This is a genomic window from Curvibacter fontanus (assembly GCF_054780335.1).
In genome coordinates, this window is sequence record NZ_BAAGWN010000006.1 from 51,150 (window position 1) to 76,006 (window position 24,857).

23 protein-coding genes are annotated in these 24,857 nt (G+C 66.4%); 8 read left to right on the plus strand and 15 right to left on the minus strand.

All coding sequences use genetic code 11. The annotated features are described in order from the left end of the window. Positions 1-28: 28 nt before the first annotated feature. From ACYVH8_RS03860 to ACYVH8_RS03870, 3 genes are all read left to right on the plus strand, one after another. Complete coding sequence (locus ACYVH8_RS03860) at positions 29-1,225, plus strand: murein transglycosylase domain-containing protein (RefSeq protein ID WP_460487566.1); 1,197 nt, start codon at positions 29-31, stop codon at positions 1,223-1,225. A 40-nt stretch (positions 1,226-1,265) separates the two neighbouring features. Further along, entirely contained in the window at positions 1,266-2,996 is a 1,731-nt protein-coding gene (pabB, locus tag ACYVH8_RS03865) for an aminodeoxychorismate synthase component I (protein WP_460487567.1), read from the plus strand. 168 nt (positions 2,997-3,164) lie between these two features. Further along, complete coding sequence (locus ACYVH8_RS03870; RefSeq protein WP_460487568.1) at positions 3,165-4,526, plus strand: esterase-like activity of phytase family protein; 1,362 nt, start codon at positions 3,165-3,167, stop codon at positions 4,524-4,526. A gap of 51 nt (positions 4,527-4,577) precedes the next feature. On the opposite strand, the gene ACYVH8_RS03875 is transcribed toward ACYVH8_RS03870, so the two are convergent. Beyond that, the gene (locus tag ACYVH8_RS03875) at positions 4,578-5,006 is read right to left on the minus strand and encodes an Hsp20/alpha crystallin family protein (RefSeq protein ID WP_460487569.1); all 429 of its coding nucleotides are present in this window, start codon (positions 5,004-5,006) and stop codon (positions 4,578-4,580) included. 252 nt (positions 5,007-5,258) lie between these two features. On the opposite strand from ACYVH8_RS03875, the gene ACYVH8_RS03880 reads away from it, so the two are divergent. Continuing rightward, complete coding sequence (locus tag ACYVH8_RS03880) at positions 5,259-5,558, plus strand: hypothetical protein (RefSeq protein WP_460487570.1); 300 nt, start codon at positions 5,259-5,261, stop codon at positions 5,556-5,558. A gap of 13 nt (positions 5,559-5,571) precedes the next feature. Beyond that, entirely contained in the window at positions 5,572-6,015 is a 444-nt protein-coding gene (locus tag ACYVH8_RS03885; protein WP_460487571.1) for a hypothetical protein, read from the plus strand. A gap of 55 nt (positions 6,016-6,070) precedes the next feature. On the opposite strand, the gene ACYVH8_RS03890 is transcribed toward ACYVH8_RS03885, so the two are convergent. From ACYVH8_RS03890 to ACYVH8_RS03900, 3 genes are all read right to left on the minus strand, one after another. Continuing rightward, positions 6,071-7,162 carry an alkene reductase gene (locus ACYVH8_RS03890; protein WP_460487572.1) on the minus strand — a complete coding sequence of 364 codons (1,092 nt, stop codon included), beginning with the start codon at positions 7,160-7,162 and terminating at the stop codon, positions 6,071-6,073. Between the two features lie 120 nt (positions 7,163-7,282). Then, complete coding sequence (locus ACYVH8_RS03895; RefSeq protein ID WP_460487573.1) at positions 7,283-8,140, minus strand: methylated-DNA--[protein]-cysteine S-methyltransferase; 858 nt, start codon at positions 8,138-8,140, stop codon at positions 7,283-7,285. Further along, positions 8,133-9,038 (minus strand): DMT family transporter, encoded by a 906-nt coding sequence (locus ACYVH8_RS03900; protein WP_460487574.1) that lies wholly within the window; start codon positions 9,036-9,038, stop codon positions 8,133-8,135. The genes ACYVH8_RS03895 and ACYVH8_RS03900 overlap by 8 nt, the downstream gene beginning before the upstream one ends. Positions 9,039-9,209: 171 nt before the next feature. Between ACYVH8_RS03900 and ACYVH8_RS03905 the strand changes: the two genes are divergently transcribed. The 3 genes from ACYVH8_RS03905 (at position 9,210) to ACYVH8_RS03915 (ending at position 13,219) form a co-directional block, all read left to right on the plus strand. Further along, complete coding sequence (locus ACYVH8_RS03905) at positions 9,210-10,172, plus strand: chemotaxis protein (protein WP_460487575.1); 963 nt, start codon at positions 9,210-9,212, stop codon at positions 10,170-10,172. Between the two features lie 166 nt (positions 10,173-10,338). Continuing rightward, complete coding sequence (locus ACYVH8_RS03910; RefSeq protein ID WP_460487576.1) at positions 10,339-12,114, plus strand: ABC transporter transmembrane domain-containing protein; 1,776 nt, start codon at positions 10,339-10,341, stop codon at positions 12,112-12,114. Positions 12,115-12,238: 124 nt separating this feature from the next. Beyond that, complete coding sequence (locus tag ACYVH8_RS03915) at positions 12,239-13,219, plus strand: MBL fold metallo-hydrolase (RefSeq protein WP_460487577.1); 981 nt, start codon at positions 12,239-12,241, stop codon at positions 13,217-13,219. Between the two features lie 127 nt (positions 13,220-13,346). Here ACYVH8_RS03915 and ACYVH8_RS03920 read toward each other — a convergent pair whose 3' ends face one another. The 11 genes from ACYVH8_RS03920 to nuoG form a co-directional block, all read right to left on the minus strand. Next, positions 13,347-13,802 (minus strand): DUF1178 family protein, encoded by a 456-nt coding sequence (locus ACYVH8_RS03920; RefSeq protein ID WP_460487578.1) that lies wholly within the window; start codon positions 13,800-13,802, stop codon positions 13,347-13,349. Between the two features lie 102 nt (positions 13,803-13,904). Further along, complete coding sequence (locus tag ACYVH8_RS03925; RefSeq protein WP_460487579.1) at positions 13,905-14,492, minus strand: NUDIX domain-containing protein; 588 nt, start codon at positions 14,490-14,492, stop codon at positions 13,905-13,907. Between the two features lie 15 nt (positions 14,493-14,507). Then, positions 14,508-14,813, minus strand: coding sequence for a DUF2818 family protein (locus ACYVH8_RS03930; RefSeq protein WP_460487580.1), 306 nt, complete (start codon positions 14,811-14,813; stop codon positions 14,508-14,510). Continuing rightward, positions 14,810-16,297, minus strand: coding sequence for an NADH-quinone oxidoreductase subunit NuoN (nuoN, locus tag ACYVH8_RS03935; protein WP_460487581.1), 1,488 nt, complete (start codon positions 16,295-16,297; stop codon positions 14,810-14,812). The genes ACYVH8_RS03930 and nuoN overlap by 4 nt, the downstream gene beginning before the upstream one ends. Before the next feature lie 31 nt (positions 16,298-16,328). Continuing rightward, the gene (locus tag ACYVH8_RS03940) at positions 16,329-17,804 is read right to left on the minus strand and encodes an NADH-quinone oxidoreductase subunit M (protein WP_460487582.1); all 1,476 of its coding nucleotides are present in this window, start codon (positions 17,802-17,804) and stop codon (positions 16,329-16,331) included. Between the two features lie 13 nt (positions 17,805-17,817). Further along, positions 17,818-19,875, minus strand: a complete 2,058-nt coding sequence (nuoL, locus tag ACYVH8_RS03945) for an NADH-quinone oxidoreductase subunit L (protein ID WP_460487583.1) — start codon at positions 19,873-19,875, stop codon at positions 17,818-17,820. 27 nt (positions 19,876-19,902) lie between these two features. Beyond that, positions 19,903-20,211: an NADH-quinone oxidoreductase subunit NuoK gene (nuoK, locus tag ACYVH8_RS03950; RefSeq protein WP_460487584.1), complete on the minus strand. Its 309-nt coding sequence runs from the start codon at positions 20,209-20,211 to the stop codon at positions 19,903-19,905. Continuing rightward, positions 20,208-20,855 carry an NADH-quinone oxidoreductase subunit J gene (locus tag ACYVH8_RS03955; RefSeq protein WP_460487585.1) on the minus strand — a complete coding sequence of 216 codons (648 nt, stop codon included), beginning with the start codon at positions 20,853-20,855 and terminating at the stop codon, positions 20,208-20,210. Before ACYVH8_RS03955 ends, nuoK begins: the two co-directional genes overlap by 4 nt. 27 nt (positions 20,856-20,882) lie before the next feature. Beyond that, a complete protein-coding gene (gene nuoI, locus ACYVH8_RS03960) occupies positions 20,883-21,395 on the minus strand; it encodes an NADH-quinone oxidoreductase subunit NuoI (protein WP_460487586.1) in 513 nt (170 codons plus the stop codon). Between the two features lie 181 nt (positions 21,396-21,576). Continuing rightward, complete coding sequence (gene nuoH / locus ACYVH8_RS03965; protein WP_460487587.1) at positions 21,577-22,659, minus strand: NADH-quinone oxidoreductase subunit NuoH; 1,083 nt, start codon at positions 22,657-22,659, stop codon at positions 21,577-21,579. Continuing rightward, positions 22,656-24,809: an NADH-quinone oxidoreductase subunit NuoG gene (nuoG, locus tag ACYVH8_RS03970; RefSeq protein ID WP_460487588.1), complete on the minus strand. Its 2,154-nt coding sequence runs from the start codon at positions 24,807-24,809 to the stop codon at positions 22,656-22,658. Before nuoG ends, nuoH begins: the two co-directional genes overlap by 4 nt. Between the last annotated feature and the right edge of the window lie 48 nt (positions 24,810-24,857).

Here is a 24,857-nt window from a genome sequence, read left to right on the forward strand (position 1 = left end):
GAGCCATCTCAGGGAACAGCACATGGACATGAACAGACGCTTGCTACTGGGCGCCACCGGCGCCCTGGCGCTGTCGGCCTGCAGCACGCAGCAGATGGTGAATCTCGCCATGTCCAGGAGCCCGGAATCGGCCCTGCGCAACATGGCCCAGAGCCGGGTCAACTCCTACACCTACAACCCCCAGCTCGCGCTGGCCGACCTGCGCCGCATCAAGAACGAGTACAACAAGCTCATGGGCAATCTGCAGCAGGAGAGCGGCGAGCAGTGGGGCCAGCGCGAAGCGGGCACGCTGCCCAGCCGCACGCGCTACGTGAAGTACACGCAGAACTACAAGAACCGGGTCGTGGTGGACTACGACGCCGGCACCATCCTGATCGAGCACCTGGACGAAGACGCCGCCCGGGACAAGCTGCGCCGCGCCACCGTCGTGGCCCTGCTCACGCCCGGCGACCCGGGCGCCGTGGACCTGTTCTCGGACAAGGAGGTCACGCTGAGCGGTCAGCCCTATCTGCAGGACCTGGTGGTGGACCAGAACAACACCGTCATCAAGACCCGCGAGGACGTGGAGCGTTACGCGAGCTACCTGGTCGAGAACCGTCTGCAGCAGCGCAATATCGACGTCAACGGCGCACCGAAAACCGTGTTCTACGTGCAGATGAACATGGTCAACGCCGCCATCGACAAACGCGCGCTGCAGTACGCGGCCCTGGTGCGCCAGAACTCGGACAAGACCCGGGTCAGCCGCAGCCTGATCTACGCCATCATCCGCATCGAAAGCTCCTTCAATCCCTACGCGGTCTCCAGCGCCCCGGCCTACGGCCTGATGCAGCTCGTGCCCACCAGCGGCGGGCGCGAGGCCTACCGCAAGGCCCGGGGTGAGGACGTGATCCCGAGCAAGGAATTCCTCTTCACCCCCGAGAACAACATCGAGTTCGGCGCGGCCTACCTGGGCGTGCTGCTCTACGACAGCCCGCTGCGCGAGATCCGCGACCCGGTGTCACGCGAGTACTGCGCCATCGCCGCCTACAACACCGGCCCCAGCAATGTGTACCGGGCCTTCAGCCACAAGAACGGGCGGGCTCGCCAGGACGAGGCGCTGGACGCCGTCAACGCCATGCGCCCCGACGAGGTCTACAACGCGCTGCGCAGCAAGCTGCCCTATGACGAGACCCGTTCTTACATCGCCAACGCGGTGCAGGCCAAGAAACGCTACGCGATGATGTAGGGCCGGGCGCGTTTGCGCTCCTCGTCCTTTCTCCCCTTGTATGCAGGTTCTGATCGATTTCACCGACGCGCCCACCGGCCGGCCCGGCGCACTGCGCCACGCCTTTGACACGCCCCTGGCAACCCTGGTCGCAAGCTCGGCCCAGCAGGTCCCGGCGCTGCTCGATGCCGTGGAGCGCCACGCGCGCGCCGGCCGCTGGTGCGTGGGTTATGTGCGCTACGAGGCGGCCCCGGCCTTCGACGCCGCCTACACGGTGCACGCGGCCGACGGCCCGCTGGCCTGGTTCGGCGTCTACGAAAGCGCGCTCGACTGGCCCGATGCCCCGGCCCTACCGCCCGCCCACGCCGACTGGACCGGCGGCCCGGACCGCGCGGCCTTCGACGCCGACATGGCGCGCATCCACGCGGCCATCGCCGCGGGCGAGCTCTACCAGGTCAACCACACCGCGCCGCTTGACGGCACGCTGCAGGGCGAGGCGCTCGCGCTGTTCCAGGCCCTGCAACGCGCGCAGCCCGGCGGCTACGCAGCCCTCATCGATAGCGGCCACGAGCAGCTGCTCTCGGTCTCGCCCGAGCTCTTCTTCGACTGGAACGGTGAGCACATCCTTGCGCGCCCCATGAAGGGCACGGCCCCGCGCGGTGCCGACGCCGCAGCAGACCAGGCGAATGTGCAGGCCCTGCGCAGCTCACCCAAGGAGCGCGCCGAGAACGTGATGATCGTGGACCTGCTGCGCAACGACCTCTCGCGCATCGCCGAGCCGCACAGCGTGCACGTGCCTGTGCTCTTTCGCACCGAGGCCCTGCCCACGGTCTGGCAGATGAGCTCGGACGTCACGGCCCGCGTGCGCCCGGGCACCACGCTGGCCCGGGTCTTCGGCGCGCTTTTTCCCTGCGGCTCGATCACCGGTGCCCCCAAGGTGCAGGCCATGCGCCTGATTCACGGCCTGGAGGCGCAAGCACGCGGTGTCTACTGCGGCGCCATCGGCGTGGTGCGGCCGGGCGGTCACGCCACCTTCAACGTCGCGATCCGTACTGTCACCATACGCGGGCAGCAGCTGCGCTGCGGCATCGGCAGCGGCATCACGAGCGATGCAACAGCAGCCGGCGAATGGCAGGAATGGCGCCACAAGCGCGCCTTCCTCGACCGGGCCAGCCAGCCCTTCGAGCTTCTCGAAACCCTGCGCCTGCAGGATGGCCGGCTGCTTGAGACGCCGCGGCATCTTGCGCGCATGGCGCGCGCGGCACAGCATTTCGGGTTTAGCTGCGAACCGGCCGCCCTGCAGGCGGCGCTGACGCAGGAGGTCACCCTGCATCCTCAGGGCCTGCGCCGCATGCGCCTGCTGCTGGCCGCCAACGGCTCGGTACGCGCCGAAAGCTACGCGATGGACGCAGCGCCCGCACGGGTGCGCGTGCAGCTTGCACACGCAGCCCTCGACGCACCCGGTGAATTCGTACGCCACAAGACCACGCGTCGCGCCCACTACGAAGCCCTGGCCCCGCGCGACCCCGCCGTCTTCGACACCCTGTTGTGGAACCCGCGTGGCGAACTGACCGAGGGCACGCGCTGCAACGTGGCCGTCAAGCTGGGCGGGCGCTGGCTCACGCCGGCGCTGGCCTGCGGCCTGCTCGACGGTGTGGCGCGGGCGGTCTATCTGGAACAGGGCCGCATAGAAGAGGCCGTGATTCCCGTCGAGGCCTTGCAAGACGCCGAGGGCCTGGCCGTGTTCAATAGCCTGCGCGGCTGGATCGAGGCCGAGCGGGTCCACGGTTGAAGCAGACATCCGTTCGCCCTGAGGCGGTCGTCGGGCCCTTCGGCTCAGATCAAAACAGGCTTCGACAAGCTCAGCCCGAACGGAAAATATCTCCTCCATAGCGGTCACGCGACTGTCACATGCGCTGCCTAGCATGCAGGTTTTCCAACCACCGCAAACCTGTACACCATGCGCCTCGCTCCCCTGCTGGCACTGCTGAGCCTGACCACGCTGGCGCCTGTCCAGGCCCAGACCGCCTTCCCCGCCACCCTGGCCGGCCATGCCGCCCTGCCGGCCACCACCTTCATGGCCGCGCCCAAGGATGCGCCGGCCAGCCTGCAGACCTCCGGCAAATACACCACCCCCGACGGCCGCCGCGAAGACCGCCTGAACATCATCGCCGGCACTTCCTTCCTCTCGGCCAAGGACGCACCCCGGCCCACCGGCATCAGCCTGCCCTTCCAGGGCCAGCCGGTGCAGGGCTTCTCGGGCATCAAGGCGATGAAGGACGGCAGCTACTGGGTGCTGACCGATAACGGTTACGGCAGCAAGGCCAACTCGGCCGACGCCATGCTGATGTTCCACCGCGTCTTGCCCGACTGGAAGAGCGGCAGCGTCAAACGCCTGCAGACCGTGTTCCTGCACGACCCGCAGAAGAAGGTGCCCTTCCTCATCGTCAACGAAGGCACGGGCAAGCGCTACCTGACCGGCGCCGACTTCGACATCGAATCGATGCAGTTCATCGGCGAGCACGTCTGGTTCGGTGACGAACTCGGACCCTACCTGATCAAGACCGACCGCCAGGGCAAGGTGCTGGCCGTGTACGACACCCTGGTCGACGGCAAGCTGGCCCGCTCGCCCGATCACTACACGGTCACCACACCCGCCACGCCCGGCGCCTTCAGCACCCCGGTACGCCGCTCGCGCGGTTACGAAGGCATGGCCGCTTCCAAGGACGGCCGGTTCCTCTACCCCCTGCTCGAAGGCCCGCTGTGGGACGAAGCCGGCAAGCAGTGGGAAAACAAGGACGGCCGTGAGTACCTGCGCGTGCTGGAATTCAATGTGGCCAGGGGCGAGTGGACCGGTCGCTCCTGGAAGTACGCGCTCGAACTCAAGGGCAACAACATCGGCGACTTCAACATGATCGACGCCGACACCGGCCTCATCATCGAGCGCGACAACGGCGAGGGCCTGGAAGACACGGCCTGCAAGGGCCCGGCCCGCCCGGACTGCCAGAACATCCCCGCGAAATTCAAACGCGTCTACAAGGTCAGCCTGAAGGACGTGGACGCCGATGGCTTCATGCGCAAGATCGGCTACATCGACCTGCTGGACATCCAGGACCCCAAGGGCCTGGCCAGGGTGGGCGGCAAGAACGGCAAGTTCACCTTCCCCTTCGTGACCATCGAGGACGTGGACGTGGTGGACGCCGAGCACATCGTCGTCGCCAACGACAACAACCTGCCCTACTCCTCGGGCCGCCAGCTGGGCCGCAACGATGACAACGAGTTCATCCTGCTGCACGTGCCGGAACTGCTGAACGCCCGCTGAGCGCCCCGCCGGTTCAAAGGCAGAACGGGGGCCTCGGCCCCCGTTCCCGTTTCACTCGATGCGCAGCTTCTGCCCGCCCTTGCCCTGCTTCTTGGGCAGCGTCAGCGTGAGCACGCCGTTGTCGTATCTGGCCTGGGCCCGGCCCTGGTCCACGTCCTGCGGCAACTGGATGCCGCGCGAGACCGAACCGAAGTAGCGTTCGCTGCGCAGCAGCCTGTCGTCCTGGGTCTGGCTGTCTTCCTGCTTCACCTCGGCACGCACCATGACCATGCCGCCCTCGATGGTGACGTGGATGTCTTCCTTGCGCACGCCGGGAATCTCGGCCGAGACGGTGTAGGCGTCGCCGTTTTCCTTCACGTCCATCCTGATCTGTCCCGGGCTGGGCAACGGGTCGCCGTGCAGGGGGTTGACGTAGAAACCGGGCGCCACGTCGCGGAAAAAGTCGTCAAAGAGGCTGCCGCGCGAGATGAGAGTGTTCATATCTTCCTCCTGGGGTCAACAGGCCGGCGGTCCCCATGACCGGCAACGGCCATGCAAAAAATATAGGGGCCCTCCCACCGTTCTCAAGGGCCGGACGCGGCACCGCTGACGCAGATCAAACACAACCGGGTCCATTTACACCCCCAGGGGCATCCTGATTTACCCTAATCAGGGCACTGAACCGGTTCTCAGAACATGCCCCCCTCCGTATCATGGCTGCGGTATCCACCCGCCTAACAAGGAGCGTTGAGAATGACCCCCACCCTGATCCTGGCGATCAACATCGCCGCCATTGCCGTCATGCTGCTGTGCCTGACCACCGTCTACCGCCTGCGCAGCAACATCCCGGGCGGCGTGGTCGGCAAGCAGTGGGGTTACCTGACCTCGCTGGTCACCCTGTTCACGCTGGGCTATTTCGTCACCCCCTTCTTCACCAGCCTGCCCACCGAAATCATCAACCTGGTGGTGGCGCTGATCTTCTTCTTCGGCGCGGTCTACGTGCTGATCACGGTGCGGCTGATCTACCGCATCATCGAAGAGATGACGCGCTGAGAAAGCTCCCGTCATGGACACCTCACTGATCCTGGTCAAGACCGACAAGGGGGTCGAAGAGATCCGCAGCCGCTCCTTCGGTCTGTCCCAGACACTGCGCGCCCTGCTCATCATGGCCGACGGCTCGATCAGCATGTCCGGCCTGTTGCACCGCACGGCGCAGTCGCCCCTGGCCCGGGAAAACATCGAATGGCTGGTCAGCGAGGGCTTCGTCGAACCGGTGCCGCCCAAGGGCCGCCCGGCCTCGCGGCTGTCGCCGCGTGATGCGCTGATCGCCCTCAGTCGTGGACTGCTGGGCGCCGAGGCCCCCAAGGTGATCGAGCGCCTGAAGGACGTGCCCGAGAGCCCTGCCGAACTGCAGGCCGCCGTCGAGCGCTGCCACAAGTTCATCAAGCTCACCATCGACGAAACCAAGGCCGCGCAGTTCCTGCAGGCCGGCCGGGCCCTGCTGTCATAGAACACGTGAACGCCAGACGGGGTAAAACCCGCCTGCGCCACGCATCGGCGAGTGCTCAGGCCGGCTGCATCGCCAGCTGCGGCTGCCAGTACGGATAGTCCGTGTAACCGGCCGGACCTTCGGTGTAGAAGGTCGCCGGGTTCGCCTTGTTCAGTGGCGCGCCGGCCCGCAGGCGCGCGGGCAGGTCCGGGTTGGCCAGGAAGGGCACGCCGAAAGCCACGGCGTCGAGCTGGCCCGCGGCCACGGCCTGGGCCGCCTCCTCGCCGCTGTAGCCCATGTTGCCGATCAGCACGCCCTGGTAGGCCGCGCGCGCGGGTGTCATCAGGTCGCCCTTCTGGAGGCCCTTGAAGTCGCCGCGCATCAGGTGCAGGTAGGCCAGGTCGAAACGGTTGAGTTCACCGGCCAGCCAGGTCGTCAGGCCCACGGGGTCGCTGTCGATCATGCTGTTGAAGCTGTTGAGGGGCGACAGGCGCAGGCCCACGCGCTCGCTGCCCCAGACGGCGCAGGTGGCCTCGAGCACCTCGAACAGCAGGCGCGCGCGGTTCTCGCGCGGGCCGCCGTAGGGGCCGCTGCGCTGGTTGGCGCCGTCGCGCAGGAATTCGTCGAGCAGGTAGCCGTTGGCCCCGTGCACTTCCACGCCGTCAAAGCCCGCGGCCCTGGCGTTCTCGGCCGCTTGTCTGAAACCGGCCACGATGCCCGGCAGCTCGTCGTCGCGCAGCGCACGCGGCACGGCATAGGCCACCTTGCCCTTGGGCGTGTGCACCATGTCGCTGGTGATGGCAATGGGGCTCGGACCCACGGGCTGGGCGTCACCGTTGAGATCCGGGTGGCAGGCGCGGCCGCCGTGCCAGACCTGCAGGAAGATGCGCCCGCCGGCGGCGTGCACGGCGTCGGTCACGCGCCGCCAGCCTTCCACCTGCGCTTGCGAGTACACACCGGGCTCCTTCCAGAAGGCGGAGTTGCCGGCCATGGCCATGGTGGCCTCGGCGATCAGCAGGCCGGCGCTGGCGCGCTGCGCGTAGTGCTCGGCCATCATGGCGCTGGGCAGGTGGGCCTCACCGGCGCGGGCGCGCGTCAGCGGGGCCATGAAAACACGGTTGGGCACGCTCAGCGCGCCCACTTGCAGCGGGGTGAACAGGGTGGTCATGGGATGGGGAAAAGAGGAAAAAGAAAAAGACCGCGTCATCTTGCCCCAGCCTGCGCGCCACTGCAGGCCACACGACAGAACACGGATCAAGAGTGCGGGTACTGCAGGGCCCTGTGCACGCTAATCTTCCGAATGTGCAGAGGCCCCAGCCTCCCAGGCCAGCATGGCGCTCTTGCGCTCGTCGCCCCAGCGGTAGTGACCGCTCTCTCCGCTCTCGCGGATCACGCGGTGGCAGGGGATGAGGTAGGCAATGGTGTTGGCCGCCATCGCGCTGCCCACGGCCCGCTGCGCCTTGGGCCGACCCGCCAGCGCGGCGAGCTGGGTGTAGGACACCCGCCGTCCCGGCGGCAGGCGCAGCAGCGCCTCCCAGACCTTGAGCTGGAAGTTGGTGCCGCGCAGCAGCAGGTGCAGGCGGCCCGGCTGCGGCGTGGCGGGGAACACCTGCTCCATCAAGCGCCGGGCTTCAACATCGTCCTGCTTCAATTCGGCCGCAGGCCAAGCCGCGCGCAATTCTTCCAAGCGCTGCGCGCCGTCCTCGTCAAGAAAAGCCAGGTAGCAGATGCCGCGTGGCGTCCAGCCCGCGAGCACGCCGCCGAAGGGCGTCTCCGCCTCGCCCCAGCTCAAGCCCACACCGGCGCCGCCACTCTTGATCTCGCCCGGTGTCATGGCCTCGCAGCTCACCAGCAGGTCGTGCAAGCGCCCCGGGCCCGAGAGGCCGCTGGCCTGCGCCGCGCCCAGCACGTCCTGCGCCTCGCGCAGCGCCGTGCGCGCGTATTCCTTGGTCAGGTACTGAAGAAAACGCTTGGGCGAGATGCCGGCCCAGGCCGCGAAGACACGCTGCAGATGGTGCTCGCTCAGGTGCACGGCGTCCGCCAGCTCGGCCAAGGTGGGCTGCTGCAGGGCGTGTTCGCGCAGGTAGCGGATGGCCTGCGCCACCACGGCGTACTGGCGTTGCGGCGGGACCAGCAGTTCATCCATGCGGCACCGCCTTGCGCGCCCACAACGTGCGCGGGTCGAAACCCGTCACCAGCGCCGTGCCCGTGAGCACCACCAGCGCGCCGGCCAGCGTCTGCCAGCCCACGGCCTCGCCCAGGAAGAGGTGGCCCCAGAGGATGCCGAAGACCGGGATCAGGAAGGTCACGGTGAGCGCGGAGGCCGCGCCCAGCGCCGCGACCAGGCGGAAGTACATCAGGTAGGCCAGGCCCGTGCACAGCAGGCCCAGGCCGGCCACCGCCCCCCAGACCACGGGCGTGGCCGCCACGGGCAGCGGCGCATGGCCCGCGAAGGGCAGCACAGGCCACAGCAGCAGCGTGGCAGCCCACATGCTGCCGTGGGCGTTGGCGTAAGGCAGGAGCGCGTTGCCGGCCGATTTGGCGTAGTGGCTGGCGATGGCGTAGCAGCAGGGCGCCAGCAGCACACCCGCCAGCACCCAGCCCGAACCGGGCCGCAGCATGGCCGGGTCCAGGCCCATGAGCAGGGCCACCCCCGCCACGCCCAGGGCCAGGCCCGCCGTGACACGGCCCCTCAGCGGCTCGCGGCTCCAGGCCCAGGCGATCACCGCGCCCCAGATCGGCGCCGTGGCGTTGACCACCGAGAGCAGCGAAGCCGTGAGCGTCTGCGCAGCCCAGGCGAAGAGCACAAAGGGCAGCGCGCTGTTGAACAGGCCCAGCACCAGGTAGTGGCGCCAGTGCGTGCGCAACGCCAGACTGTGGCGGAACCAGCGCCCCGCCAGCGCCAGCAGCAGGGCGCCCAGCAGCACCCGCCATTCGATCAGCCAGACCGGCCCCAGTGCGGGCACGGCAATGCGCATGAACAGGAAGGAGGCGCCCCAGATGGCGGCCAGGGTGATCAGCTGGAGCAGATGGGCAGGTGTCATCGGTGTCGGAGCTTTGCGTTACAGGCCTATTCTCGCTGCCCCACCGGGCCGCGGCCACCCGTTTCTTGCGCACTTGCCCCGGGAAATCGCGTATTCTGGGCGGGCATGTCTTGCCGCCGACAGAACTAGCCGCTACCCTGTCACCCAAGAAGACCCATCAGGACGATCCGCATGAGCTCCCAAACCCTTACCCGCCAGGCCGATGACCGCAGCACCGCCGCCGCCGGCGGCAAGTTCGAACTGCTGCTGTTCCGTCTGGGCGCATCCGCCGGCACCGAGCAGCGCGAACTGTTCGGCATCAATGTGTTCAAGGTCCGCGAGATCATGGTGATGCCGCCCCTGACCAAGATGGTCAATTCGCCGCCCCATGTGCTGGGTGTGGCCAATATCCGCGGCCAGATCATCACCGTGATCGACCTGCCCGCCATCACGGGGCGCACCCCCGGCAAGGGCGACGGCATCCTGCTGGTCACCGAGTTCGCCCGCACCACCCAGGGCTTTTTCGTCGAGGAGGTGAGCGAGATCGTGCAGGTGGACTGGAAGCATGTGCTCTCGGCCGAGAGCAGCGGCGGCGAACTGGTCACCAGCATCGCCCGCATCGACGGCGATATGGAGAACACCCGGCTGGCCCAGGTGCTCGACGTGGAGCGCATCCTGCACGACGTGCAACCCGATTCGGTGAAGTTCGAGAAGGAAACGCACACGGGGGGCCACATCAAGCTTCCGCCGGGCACCGTGCTGCTGGCGGCCGACGATTCGGCCATGGCGCGCGGCATCCTCGAAAAAGGCCTGACCGCGTTGGGCATCCCCTACATCATGACCCGCAGCGGCAAGGAAGCCTGGGAGCGCCTGCGAAGCCTGGCCGCGCAGGCCAAGAACGAGGGCAAGTCCGTCAGGGACAAGGTCGCCCTGCTGCTGACCGATCTGGAAATGCCCGAGATGGACGGCTTCACCCTGACCCGCAACGTCAAGGCCGACGTGCAGTTCAGCGGCATCCCGGTGGTGGTCCACTCCTCGCTCACGGGCTCGGCCAACGAGGCCCAGGTCCAGAGCGCCGGCGCCGACGCCTACATCGCCAAGTTCCATATCGACGATCTGGCCACCACGCTGCGCGAAGTGCTGGCCAAACGCTGAGGCACAAAAGCATCCTTTCGCTCCGAGCCTGTCCAAGTCCTCGGCAGGCGCCGGCTTGCAGCCCCCCCCTACCTCCGTTCGCCCTGAGCTCGTCGAAGGGCTTCGACAGGCTCAGTCCGAACGGAAAATTTCAGGCATCACGGAAACACCAATAACCGCCTCGCCCATGTCCAGCGACCGTCCCCGCGCCACCAACCCCACCTCCCTCGGCGGCCTGCTGCCCTTTGTGCGGCCCTACCGCACACGCATCGCGCTGGCCCTGCTTTTCCTGCTGCTCGCGGCGGCGGCCACGCTGGTCTTTCCGCTGGCCCTGCGCCAGCTGATCGACGGCGGCCTGCAGGGGCAGGACCGCGGCGCGCAGCTCATGGCCCTGCGCGGGCACTTCGCCCTGCTGTTCGCCGTGGCCGCGGCCATGGGCGTGTTCTCGGCCGTGCGCTTCTACCTCATGAGCTGGCTGGGCGAGCGCGTCACGGCCGACGTGCGCGACGCCGTCTACAGCCATGTGCTGCGGCAGAGCCCCGCCTTCTTCGAGACCACGCAGACCGGCGAGGTGCTCTCGCGCCTGACCACCGACACCACCCTGGTGCAGACGGTGGTGGGCTCCTCCTTCTCCATGGGCCTGCGCAGCGCCGTCATGGGCCTGGGCGCCCTGGGCATGCTGGTCTGGACCAATCCCTGGATCATGGCCCAGGTGCTGGGCGTGCTGCTGCTGGTGGTGGCGCCCAGCGTCTGGTTCGGGCGGCGCGTGCGCCGCCTCTCGCGCGCCAGCCAGGACCGCGTGGCCGATTCCAGCGCCATCGCCGCCGAGGTGCTCAACGCCATCCCCGTGGTGCAGAGCTACAGCGCCGAGGCGCGTGAGGCCGCGCGTTTCGACGCCGCCACGGAAAACGCCTTCGGCACCGCCAAGCGCCGGGTGCGCGCCCGCGCCACGCTCATGGCCTTCATCATCACGACCACCTCGGCCGCCCTGCTCTGGGGCCTGTACCAGGGCACGCAGGCCGTGCTGGCCGGCGAGATCAGCGCGGGCCACCTGGGGCAGACCGTGGTCTACGTCATCATGCTGGCGAGCTCCTTCGCCGTGCTCGGCGAAGTCTACGGCGATCTTCTGCGCGCCGCGGGCGCCACCGAGCGGCTCATGGAGCTGCTGGCCAGCCAGTCGCCCATCGCCTCTCCCGCGCAAGCACTGGCCGCGCCCTCCCCGGCCACCGGCACGGCTATTGCCTTCGAGGCCCTCACCTTCCACTACCCCTCGCGCCCGGCTCAGGCCGCGCTGAGCGACTTCACGTTGCACGTCGCCCCCGGCGAAACCGTGGCCCTGGTCGGCCCCAGCGGCGCCGGCAAGACCACGGTGTTCCAGCTGCTGCTGCGCTACTACGACCCGGGCGCCGGCACGCTCAAGCTCAACGGCGTGCCTCTGCGCCAGCAAAGCCTGCAGGCCCTGCGCGCGCAGATCGCCATCGTGCCGCAGGAGCCGGTGATCTTCTCCAGCAGCGCGCTGGAAAACATACGCTACGGACGACCGGAAGCCACGGACGACGAAGTGAAAGCCGCCGCGCGCGCCGCCTTCGCCGACGACTTCATCCGCGCCCTGCCCGAGGGCTACGGCACCTTCCTCGGCGAGCGGGGTGTGCGTTTGTCCGGCGGCCAGCGCCAGCGCATCGCCATCGCCCGCGCCATGCTCAAGAACCCGCCTTTGTTATTGCTCGATGAAGCCACCAGTGCGCTGGACGCCGAGAGAGAACGCATGGTGCAGGCCGCCCTGGAAACCGCCATGCGCGGCCGCACGACCCTGGTCATCGCGCACCGCCTGGCCACGGTGCAGCAGGCCGATCGCATCGTGGTGATCGATCAGGGGCGGCTGGTGGAACAGGGCACGCACGAGAGCCTGGTGGCGGCCAATGGTTTGTATGCGCGGCTGGCGGCGCTGCAGTTCAAGTCCTAGGGTTAGCACTTAACCCTTTCAGGGGATAGCTCACCCCCCCCCCCGAGTACACCCGGCGCGGGCGAGGTCTTGGTCGAACTCCTAAACTTGGCGCCATCCCAAACCACCGACTACAAGGATCACCATGTTGCGTTTCTCCAAGCTTCCCCTGGTCTCGGCCCTGCTGCTGTCCCTGGGCCTGACGCTGATGTCGGCCACCGTCGGCATCGCCCATGCCGAGGCCCCGATGGTCAAGACCCAGGCGCCCGGTTACCAACGTTTCATGCTGGGCGATTTCGAGATCACCGCGCTGTCGGACGGCACGGTCAAGCTGCCCATGCTCAAGCTGCTGCAAGGCAACCCGGCCCAGCTGGCCGAGGCCCTGCGCCGCGGCTTCCTGCGTGAAACGGTTGAGACCTCTGTCAACGGCTACCTCGTCAACACCGGCAAGAAGCTGGTGCTGATCGACACGGGCGCGGCCGGTCTCTTCGGCCCCACCCTGGGCAACCTGCAGGCCAACCTGGTGGCGTCGGGCTACAAGGCCGAACAGGTGGACGAGATCTACATCACCCACATGCACCCGGACCACGTCGGCGGTCTGGTGAAGGACGGCAAGATCGCCTTTCCCAATGCCATCCTGCGCATCGACCAGCACGATGTCGACTTCTGGCTGAGCAAGGCCAACCTCGACGCTGCGCCTGAGTCCAGCAAGGGCTTCTTCCAGGGCGCGCAGGCCTCGGTCAACCCCTATGTGGCGGCCGGCAAGCTCAAGCCCTTCAGCGGCAGCCTGGAACTGGTGCCCGGCATTCGCTCCGTGTCCACCTACGGCCACACCCCGGGCCACACCGTCTACCAGATCGAGAGCCAGGGCGAGAAGCTGGTCCTGTGGGGTGATCTGATGCATGTGGCCGCGGTCCAGTTCGAAGACCCGAGCGTGACCATCGCCTTTGACTCGGACGCCAAGTCCGCGCAGGGTCAACGTGAGAAGGCCTTTGCCGATGCCGCCTCGGGGGCCTATCTGGTCGGCGGCTCACACATCGCCTTCCCAGGGGTGGGCAACCTGCGTGTGACCGGCAATGGCAAAGGCTATGTCTGGGTGCCGCTGAACTACAGCGGCCTGAAGTAAAACGCACAGCGCCGCGCGCCGGCGCTGCGGGTCCCTCTCAGCGAGGGATCTGGCAAGCCGCCTCGCGCCGGCAGACCATTGCTCAGCCCGGCATACCGGACTTTTCTTTCAGGGGTGGGCACCGTCTCTACTGCAGCGGCCCCTTGAGCCCCTCCGGCAGCGGCAGGGGCATCACAGCGATGCCCTCCTCCATCAAGGCCTCGGTCTCCGCACGCGAGGCCTGACCGCGGATGCCGCGTTCCTCGGTCTCGCCGTAATGGATCTTGCGCGCCTCTTCGGCGAAGCGCTCACCCACGTCTTCGGTCTCGGAAACAATGCGACGGGCCAGCTGCAGGTAGGCGGCCTGCAGGGCCTGGGCCGGGTCGCCGGTCACCACGGGCTGCTTCTCCGTCTTGGCGGGCACCTGGGCTTCGACCGCGCCGAAGTTCAGGCGCGGAGCGCTGGGCAGCTTGTGCACGGCCTTGTCGGCGCACAGCGGGCACTCCAGCAGGCCACGCTCGACCTGGCTGGTGTAGTCCTCGTCGGACGCGAACCAGCCTTCGAACAGATGGTGTGCACTGCACTGGAGGTTGAAGACTTTCATGGACGACGATGTGTTGGCAAGGCCTTCGACTCCTTCGACCTTGCTCAGGACAGGCGGCTCAGGCCGAACGGAGGTGGTGTTGACGATTATCGGGCCGCTCGCTCAGACCGCAGGCCGCCAGTCCAGAGACCATGCGCCCGAGAGGACGTTCTGCAGCCAGAGCACACCGGTCAGGGTCTTGGCGTCGGTCACCTGGCCCTCGCGGCATTGCTGCAGCAGCTCGGCCGGGGTGGCGGTGTAGACGTCGAGGAACTCGCCTTCGTCCAGTTGGCGTTCGCCCTGCGTGAGGCCGCGCGCGAACCAGACTTCGATGAACTCGGTGGAATAGGAGATGACCGGATGCAGCACGCCGGCACGTGCCCATTCGGCGGCGCGGTAGCCGGTTTCCTCCTGCAGCTCGCGTTGGGCGCAGGCGAGAATGTCTTCGCCCGGGTCCAGCTTGCCGGCGGGGAATTCGATCATGACCTGCTGGACGGGGTAACGGTACTGGCGCTCCAGCACCACGCGCAGGCCACCCTGTGCATCGGGCAGCAGCGGGATGATCATGACGGCGCCGGGGTGCTTGACGTACTCGCGCACGGCGCTGCTGCCATCGGGCAGGCGCACGGTGTCGCGGAAGGCGTGCAGGAAACGGCCCTTGAGCAGCTCTGCGCTGCTCTGCTGCGTTTCGATCAGGTGGCGGTCATCCATGATCGCAGCCAGGCCTCAATGATGCCGCTTGTAGAGGTAGCGGTAGACAAAACCCGGGAAGGCCAGGGTCAGGAAAAGCGCGCCGGTGATGGCGTAGAACTCCCAGCCCTGCGGAGCGATGCGACCCGCGCGTTGCTCCAGCAGCAGGGCCAGGCCGCCCACGATGAAGTAGAACAGCACCAGTTCCAGCAGGCGCACCCCGAGGTTCTTGGGGAACCTCAGCGGCAGGACCGCCAGCAGGCGGCCGTTGATGAAAGGCAGGTTGGCGCCGACCAGGGCGGCCAGCACCACGAACCAGACGGCGGCGGCGGACTGGGTCATGTCCCGAGCATCTGCACGACGGCCTGCGCGCACAGGGCCATCAGGCCGCCGGGCACGATGCCCAGCACCAGCACCAGCAGGCCGTTGACGGAGAGCACGGCACGCACGTCCAGCGGGGCCGAGACGGTGCTGGCGGTGATGGGTTCGTCGAAATACATGACCTTGACAACACGCAGGTAATAGAAGGCGCCGATCAGCGACATCATCACGGCGAACACGGCCAGCACGATGTGCAGGGTCTGGCCCGAGGCGATCAGGGCCTGCAGCACTGAGAGCTTGGCGTAGAAACCGACCATGGGCGGAATACCGGCCAGCGAGAACAGGCAGATGGCCATGATGGCGGCGTACAGCGGGCTGCGCTGGTTCAGGCCGGCGAAGTCGGCGATCTCTTCGCTCTCGAAGCCTTCGCGCGCCAGCAGCAGGATGACACCGAAGGAGGCCAGCGTGGTCAGCACATAGGTGATGACGTAGAACATGGCCGAGCTGTAGGCGTTGGCGGCCGAGTAGATGTTGCCGTTGATCACACCCGACATCAGACCCAGCAGCACGAAACCCATCTGCGAGATGGTCGAGTAGGCCAGCATGCGCTTGAGGTTGGTCTGCATGATGGCGGCCAGGTTGCCCACCAGCAAGGAGGCGACGGCCAGCAGGGCCAGCATCTGCTGCCAGTCGAACCACAGGGGCAGCATGCCTTCGACCAGCAGGCGCATGACGATGGCAAAGGCGGCCAGCTTGGGCGCGCCGCCGATCATCAGCGTGACGGCGGTGGGCGCGCCCTGGTAGACGTCGGGGATCCACATGTGGAAGGGCACGACGCCGAGCTTGAAGGCCAGGCCGGCCACCACGAAGACCAGGCCGAAGGTCAGCACGCTGGGGTTGATCAGGCCGGAGTTGACGGCGCGGAAGACTTCGTTCACGTTGAGCGTGCCGGTGGCGCCGTACATCATGGACATGCCGTAGAGCAGGAAACCCGAGGCCAGGGCGCCCAGCACGAAGTACTTCATGGCCGCCTCGGTGGCGGTGGCATGGTCGCGGCGCAGGGCCACCAGGGCGTAGCTGGAAAGCGTGAGCAGTTCCAGGCCCAGGTAGATCAGCAGGAAGTTGTTACCCGAGATCATGATGAACATGCCCAGCAGCGCGAACAGGCTCAGGCTGAAGAGTTCACCGCCGCGCAGCATGTCGCGGTCGGCCGCGTAGGGGCGGCCGTAGACCAGGGTGACCATGACGGCGATGGTGGCGAAGCACTTGAGCCAGTTGCCCAGGCTGTCACTGACCACCATGTCGTTGAGCCCGTAGAGGGTGCCGCCGGCGTTGGCGTACACGGCCTGCAGGGCGGCCACGACCGCCAGGGTCAGCAGGGTGATCACATAGGTGGTGGTGCGCAGGCGGCTCTTGACGGCGAGGTCCAGCAGCGTGATGGCACAGGCCATGACGAGCAGGATGAGCTCGGGGAATACCGCGATCCAGCTGAGGGTGTCAGTCATCTTCAGTCTCTCAAATTCGGTTCGGGCTACGTCAGTTCAGCTTGGACTGGGCCACGTGCTTGAGCAGTTCGGCCACCGAGCTGTCCATCACGTCGGTGAAGGGCTTGGGAAACACGCCCATCCACAGGACGGCGATGGCCAGCAGCGTGAGCATGAGGAACTCGCGGCTGTTGATGTCTTCCAGCCCCTTGACGTCTTCATTGGCCACGGGGCCCAGGTAGACACGCTTGAACATCCACAGCGTGTAGGCCGCGCCGAAGATCAGCGCGGTGGCGGCCAGCCCGCCCAGCCAGAAGTTGGCCTTGACGGCGCCCAGGATCACCATCCACTCGCCCACGAAACCGGCGGTGGCCGGCAGGCCGCAGTTGGCCATGGCGAACAGCAGTGCGAAGGCCGTGAACTTGGGCATGGTGTTGATGACACCACCGTAGCTCGCGATCTCACGCGAATGCACGCGGTCGTAGAGCACGCCGATGCACAGGAACATGGCGCCCGAGACGAAGCCGTGGGCGATCATCTGCACCAGGCCGCCGGCCACGCCGAGGTCGTTGAAGATGAAAAAACCCAGGGTGACAAAACCCATGTGGGCCACGGAGGAGTAGGCCACGAGTTTTTTCATATCCTGCTGCACCATGGCCACCAGGCCCACGTAGACCACGGCGATCAGCGAGAGCGCGATCATGAGCCAGGCCCATTCGCGCGCGGCGTCGGGGGCGATGGGCATGGAGAAACGCAGGAAGCCATAGGCGCCCAGCTTCAGCATGATGGCGGCCAGCACGGCGGAGCCGCCGGTGGGCGCCTCGACGTGCACGTCGGGCAGCCAGGTGTGCACCGGCCACATCGGCACCTTGACGGCAAAAGCCGCGAAGAAGGCGAAGAAGATCAGGGTCTGCGTGCGGCCGTCCAGCGGCAGGGCGTGCCAGGTGGCGATGTCGAAGCTGCCACCCGACTTGGTGTACAGGAAGATCAGCGCGATCAGCAGCAGCAGCGAGCCCAGCAGCGTGTAGAGGAAGAACTTGAAGGCCGCGTAGATCTTGTTGGGCCCGCCCCAGATGCCGATGATCAGGTACATCGGGATCAGGGTGGCCTCGAAGAAGACGTAGAACAGGATGCCGTCCAGCGCGGAGAACACGCCGATCATGAGGCCGCTCAGGATCAGGAAGGCGCCCATGTACTGGTTGACGCGGCTGGTGATGGCCTCCCAGCCGGCGATCACCACGATCACGTTGATGAAGGCGGTCAGGGGCACGAACCAGAAGGAGATACCGTCCAGGCCCAGGTGGTAGTGCACATTGAAGCGCTCCATCCAGGGCAGGAGTTCCACGAACTGCATCTCGGCCGTGCCGAGCTTGAAACCCGTGTACAGCGGCAGCGTGACGAGGAAGCTGGCGACAGCCCCCGCCAGCGCGACCCAGCGCACGGTGCGTGCCTGATCATCACGCCCGAGGACGAGCAGCAGCACACCGAAAGCGATCGGCATCCAGATGGCGAGGCTCAACAAACCCATTTTGTTCTTCTCCTTAGCGGCCGAGCCACACGGCCAGCATGGGCCAGGTCACGAAATACGTCATCAGCACCACGATGCCCAGGATCATGGCCAGGGCGTAGTGGTAGAGGTAACCCGACTGGAACCAGCGCACCACGCCGGCCACCCAGCCCACCACTTTCCAGGAGCCGTTGACCAGGGTACCGTCGATCACGGCCTGGTCGCCGCCCTTCCACAGGCCCATGCCCAGCAGACGGGCGCCGCGCGCCAGGACGTTCTCGTTGAACCAGTCCATGTAGTACTTGTTGTCCAGCAGGGTGTAGACCGGCTGGACCATGCGCTTGATGGCCGCCGGCAGGGCCGGGTTGACCATGTACATGTAATACGCGGTGGCGACACCGGCCAGCGCCAGCCAGAAGGGCAGCGTGCTGAAGGCGTGCAGGGCCATGGCCAGCGGGCCGTGGAAGGCCTCGGCCAGTTCGGCCATCACGGGGTGCCTGGCCGCGTCCACGAAGATCGCGTCCTTGAAGAAGTCGCCGTACAGCATGGGCTGGATGGTCAGGTAGCCGATCACCACCGAGGGGATGGCCAGCAGCACCAGCGGCACCGTCACCACCCAGGGCGACTCGTGCGGCTCGCGGTGCTCGTCATGGCCGTGACCGTGGTCATGGTCATCATGGTGGGCATCGGGGTTCTGGTCGTAACGCTCCTTGCCATGGAAGACCAGGAAGTACATGCGGAAGGAGTAGAAGGCCGTCACGAAGACGCCGGCCAGCACCGCGAAGCTGGCGAAGCCGCTGCCCCAGAGGTGGCTCTCATGGACGGCCTCGATGATGCTGTCCTTGGAATAGAAGCCGGCGAAGAGCGGCGTGCCGATCAGGGCCAGGGAACCCAGCAGCGAGGTGATCCAGGTGATGGGCATGTACTTGCGCACGCCGCCCATCCAGCGGATGTCCTGGTTGTGGTGCATGCCGATGATGACCGAGCCTGCGCCGAGGAAGAGCAGCGCCTTGAAGAAGGCGTGGGTCATCAGGTGGAATACGGCCACCGAATAGGCCGAAGCGCCCAGGGCCACCGTCATGTAGCCCAGCTGCGAGAGCGTGGAATAGGCCACCACGCGCTTGATGTCGTTCTGGATGATGCCCAGGAAACCCATGAAGAGGGCCGTGATGGCGCCGATGACCATGATGAAGCTCAGGGCCGTGTCCGACAGTTCGAACAGCGGCGACATGCGCGCGACCATGAAGATGCCGGCCGTCACCATGGTGGCGGCGTGGATCAGCGCGGAGATGGGCGTGGGGCCTTCCATGGAGTCGGGCAGCCAGACGTGCAGCGGGAACTGGGCCGACTTGCCCATGGCGCCGATGAACAGGCAGATGCAGATCACGGTGATCAGCATGGCGTCCTGGCCCAGGATGGTCCAGGGGAATTCGATGGCGCCGAGCTGGGCGGCCTTGGCGAAGACTTCGTTGTAGTTCAGCGTGCCGGTGTAGGCGGCGATCAGGCCGATGCCCAGGATGAAGCCGAAGTCGCCCACACGGTTGACCAGAAAGGCCTTCATGTTGGCGAAGATGGCCGTGGGCTTGTTGAACCAGAAGCCGATCAGCAGATAGGACACCAGACCCACGGCTTCCCAGCCGAAGAAGAGCTGCAGCAGGTTGTTGCTCATGACCAGCATGAGCATGGAGAAGGTGAACAGGGAGATGTAGGCGAAGAAGCGGTTGTAGCCCTCGTCCTCTTCCATGTAGCCGATGGTGTAGAGGTGCACCATGAGCGAGACGAAGGTCACCACGCACATCATCATGGCGGTCAGGCCGTCGACCATGAAGCCGACTTCCATCTTGAGGCCGCCGACCACCATCCACTCGTAGATGGTTTCGTTGAAGCGTGCGCCGTCCATGGCCACGCTCTTGAGCGTCATGGCGGAAATGATGAAGGCCACCAGCACACCCAGGATGGTGAAGGTGTGCGAGAGGCGGCGGCCGATCCAGTTGCCGCCGAGTTTGGTGCCGAGGATGCCGGCCAGCGCGGAGCCGACCAGCGGGGCCAGCGGCACCGCCAGCAGCGTGGATGCAGAAAGGGTTTGACTCATCTTCTTTACCTTGATGAACCGACGGGTTCAGCCCTTGAGCGTGTGGAGTTCGTCCACATTGATGCTGGACTTGTTGCGGAACAGCAGCACCAGGATGGCCAGGCCGATAGCCGATTCGGCCGCTGCCACGGTGAGGATGAAGAACACGAAGACCTGGCCGTGCATGTCGCCCAGGTAGTGCGAGAAGGCCACGAAATTCAGGTTGACCGCCAGCAGCATGAGCTCGATGGCCATGAGCAGCACGATCAGATTCTTGCGGTTCAGGAAGATGCCGACCACCGCGATGGCAAACAGCGCGGCGCCCAGCGTCAGGTAGTGACCCAGGGTCAGTGTCATGGCTTGTTCTCCTCGGGCGCGGCGGCCGGCGGCGCGGCGCGGGTGGTCTCGACTTTCACGATGGCCAGGCGATCGCTGGCGCGCACGCGCACCTGCAGGGACGGGTCGATGGCCTTGCTGTCCTTGCGCTCGCGCAGGGTCAACGCGATGGCGGCGATCATGGCCACCAGCAGGATGCAGGCGGCCACCTGGACCGGGTAGACGTATTCGGTGTAGAGCAGGATGCCCAGCTCCTTGGAGTTGGAGACGTCCACCGCCGCCTGGCCGATGACCTGGGCCACGGCCGGCTCGTCGGTGACGCGGAAACCCGAGAGCAGCACGGCGGCCATTTCCAGCACCACCACGGCGCCCAGGGTGGCGGCCAGGGGCAGATGTTTCCAGAAACCCTGGCGCATCTGGTCGATCTTGATGTCCAGCATCATGACCACGAAGAGGAAGAGCACCATCACCGCGCCGAGGTAGACCAGCACCAGGGTGATGGCCAGGAACTCGGCCTTCAGCAGCAGCCAGATGGCCGAGGCCTGCGAGAAGGACAGCATGAGGAAGAGCACGGCGTGCACGGGGTTGCGTGCCGTGATGACCCGGAAGGCCGCGAACAGCAGCACCGCCGAGAACAGGAAGAAGAAGCCGGTTTTGACGTCCATGATCGGTTCGTAGTGGTTCGTGGCGCCTTAGCGGTATTTCCCGTCGGCCGCGCGGGCGGCGGCGATCTCGGTCTCGTAGCGGTCGCCCACGGCCAGCAGCATGTCCTTGGTGAAGTACAGGTCGCCGCGTTTTTCGCCGTGGTATTCGAGCACGTGGGTCTCGACGATGGAGTCCACCGGACAGCTCTCTTCGCAGAAGCCGCAGAAGATGCACTTGGTCAGATCGATGTCGTAGCGCGTGGTGCGGCGGCTGCCGTCCTGGCGCACTTCGGATTCGATGGTGATGGCCATGGCCGGGCAGACGGCCTCGCAGAGCTTGCAGGCGATGCAGCGCTCTTCGCCGTTTTCATAACGACGCAGGGCGTGCAGGCCGCGGAAACGCGGCGACAGCGGGGTCTTCTCTTCCGGGTACTGGATCGTGACCTTGCGGGCGAAGGCGTAACGGCCGGTCAGGGCCATGCCCTTGAGGAGTTCCACGAGCATGAAGCTCTTGAGGAAGTCCTTGAGGGAGAAGGTGGTGGTAACGGTAGCGGTGGTCATAGTCCTGCTCCTCGGCTGCCGCCGGGCCGCCCCAAGGCAGACGGCGCCCCCTCGGGGGGCAGCGAATACACGAAGTGATGAGCGTGGGGGCGCAGGTTTTCCCGCTGGGCCGCCCCAAGGGAAAATGCGCCCCCTCGGGGGGCAGCGTCGTACACGAAGTGACAAGCGTGGGGGCTCATACTCAGTTCCAGATGTTCCACGACGTCTGCATCCAGATGCCGACAACGAGCAGCCACACCAGGGTGACCGGAATGAAGATCTTCCAGCCCAGGCGCATGATCTGGTCGTAGCGGAAACGCGGGAAGGTCGCGCGGATCCAGATGAACATGGACACCACGACAAAGGTCTTGAGGCCCAGCCAGATCCAGCCCGGGATGGCGTTGAACAGCACGCTGTCGATCGGGGACAACCAGCCGCCCAGGAACATGATGACGGCAAGGATCGACACCAGCCACATGCTGGCGTATTCGGCCAGGAAGAAGATGGCGAAGCCCATGCCCGAGTACTCGACCATGTGGCCGGCCACGATCTCGGCCTCACCCTCGACCACGTCGAAGGGGTGGCGGTTGGTCTCGGCCACGCCGGAGATCAGGTAGACCAGGAAGATCGGCAGCAGGGGCAGCCAGTTCCAGGACAGGAAACCCAGGCCCTTGTCGGCGAAGTAGCCATCGCCCTGGCCCAGCACGATGTCGGTCAGGTTCATGCTGCCCGAGACCATGAGCACCACCAGGAAGCAGAAGCCCATGGCGATCTCGTAGCTCACCATCTGCGCCGAGGCGCGCAGCGCGCCCAGGAAGGCGTACTTGGAGTTGGAGGCCCAGCCCGCGATGATGACGCCATAGACCTCGATCGAGGTGATGGCCATGACCAGCAGCAGGCCGGCGTTGATGTTGGTCAGCGCCACGTCCGGACCGAAAGGGATGGCCACCCAGGCGGCCAGCGCCGGCATGATGGCCATGATGGGGCCGAGCCGGAACAGGCCGCCGCTCACGGCGCTGGGCGTGATGATTTCCTTGGTCAGCAGCTTCACCGCGTCGGCGATGGGCTGCAGCAGGCCGAAAGGGCCGACACGGTTGGGACCGAAGCGCACCTGCATGAAACCCAGCAGCTTGCGCTCCCACAGCGTCAGGTAAGCCACGGCGCCCATCAGCGGCGCGAGCACGGCCACGATCTTGATCAGGATCCAGAGCACCGGCCAGGCCAGGCTGGCCCACCAGCTGGCGGCGATCAGATTGAGGCCGCCGTTGTACAGCGCATCGATCATGCGGCTACCCCTTGTTCACGGGCGTCGGTCGTCAGCTGCAGCGACGGCGCGCGACGGACCAGGCCGTCGAGTTGGTAGATGGAGGCCACCACCGGCTCGGCCGCCGTGGCAGCGAGCTGGATGGTCGCCTGGGTGGCGTTGGAAAGGTTCGCGGGCCTGGTGGCGGCCGCGGCCAGCACGTCCTGCGAGGACTCGAATCCGAAGCCCTGCAGGCCCAGCAGATTGCCCAGCACACGCAGCACCTTCCAGGCCGGGCGCGTCTCGCCCAGGGGCTTGACCACGGCATGGAAACTCTGCACGCGGCCTTCGGCATTGACAAAACTGCCCGAGGTCTCGCTGAAAGGCGCGATGGGCAGCAGCACGTCGCTGAAAGCCAGGTTGGTCTTGAAGGGGCTGAGCGTGACAACCATCTCGGCGGTGTCCAGCGCGGCCGCAGCGGCCTGGCCGGCGGCCGTGTCGTATTCGGGCTCGACGGCCAGCAGCAAGGCTGCCTTGAGCTTGCCGCCCAGCATCTGCGCGGCGTTCAGGCCGGCGGCCTGCGGCTGGGCACCGACCCATTGCGCGCCCACGGTGTTGGCGGCTTCGGTGAGATAGCCCACGCTGGCGCCGGTCTGGGCACCGATCCAGTTGGCCAGGGCCAGCAGGCTGGAGGCGTTGGCGGCGTGCGCGGCGGCATTGCCCAGCAGCACAGCCTTGCGCTCGCCGGAGAGCAGCGATTCGGCAATCGCCATTGCCTCCGTTCGCCCTGAGCTTGTCGAAGGGCTCGCGAGGGCTTCGACAGGCTCAGCCCGAACGGAAACAGGTGCGGGAATCCCTTTTTTCGCGGCGATGGCCGCAGCCACATTGGCCAGGGCTAGTGCCCACTGCGCGGCCGGCGTCACCTGCGCGTTGGCCACCTTCATGGCCCAGGCATCGGCGCTCGGGTACAGGCTCTTCGAGGTGATGGCGCTGACTTGCGCCCCGTGGCGCACGGCCTGGCGGATGCGCTGCGCGAACAGCGGATGGTCCTTGCGCAGGTTGCTGCCCACGACCAGCACGCGCTGCAGCTGCGTGAGCGCGGCAATCGGCAGGCCCAGCCACCGCACCCCTTCGCTTTTGCCAAATTCGGCGTTGCGCAGGCGGTGATCAATGTTGTCGCTGCCCAGGCCGCGCACCAGGCCAGCGGCCAGGTAGAGCTCTTCCAGGGTGCTGTGCGGGCTGGTCAGGACGCCGATGCTGCTCGCACCGTGCTGGTCCTTGACCTGCTTGAGGCCGTTGGCCACGTATTCGAGAGCGGTCTGCCAGTCGACTTCCTTCCACTGGCCACCCTGCTTGAGCATGGGAGTGGTCAGGCGGTCGGACCCATTGAGGGCTTCGTAGGAGTAACGGTCGCGGTCGGCGATCCAGCACTCGTTGACGGCCTCGTTCTCCAGGGGCACGACACGCAGCACCTGGTTGTTCTTGACCTGCACGATCAGGTTGGCGCCGGTGGAGTCATGCGGGCTGACCGACTTGCGGCGGCCCAGCTCCCAGGTGCGGGCCTGGTAGCGGAAAGGCTTGCTGGTGAGCGCGCCCACCGGGCAGATGTCGATCATGTTGCCGGACAGCTCGGAATCCACCGAGTTGCCGACGAAGGTTTCGATCTCGGAATGCTCGCCGCGGTGGCTCATGCCGAGTTCCATCACGCCGGCGACTTCCTGGCCGAAACGCACGCAGCGCGTGCAGTGGATGCAGCGGCTCATCTCCTCCATGGAGATCAGCGGGCCCACGTCCTTGTGGAAGACCACGCGCTTTTCTTCCTCGTAGCGCGAGGAGGACCCGCCATAGCCCACGGCCAGGTCCTGCAGCTGGCATTCACCGCCCTGGTCGCAGATGGGGCAATCCAGCGGGTGGTTGATCAGCAGGAACTCCATGACCGACTTCTGGGCCTTGAGGGCCTTGTCGGTCTGGGTGCGCACGATCATGCCCTGCGTGACGGGGGTGGCACAGGCCGGCATGGGCTTGGGCGCCTTCTCCACGTCCACCAGGCACATGCGGCAGTTGGCCGCGATGCTGAGTTTCTTGTGGTAGCAGAAATGCGGGATGTAGACGCCAGCCTTCTCGGCCGCATGCATCACCATGCTGCCTTCCTGGATCTCTACCTTCTTGCCGTCGAGTTCGATTTCAACCATGTTGAGCCTTTAGCCGGGCCGCCCCAATAAAGGCGGGCACCCCCTCGG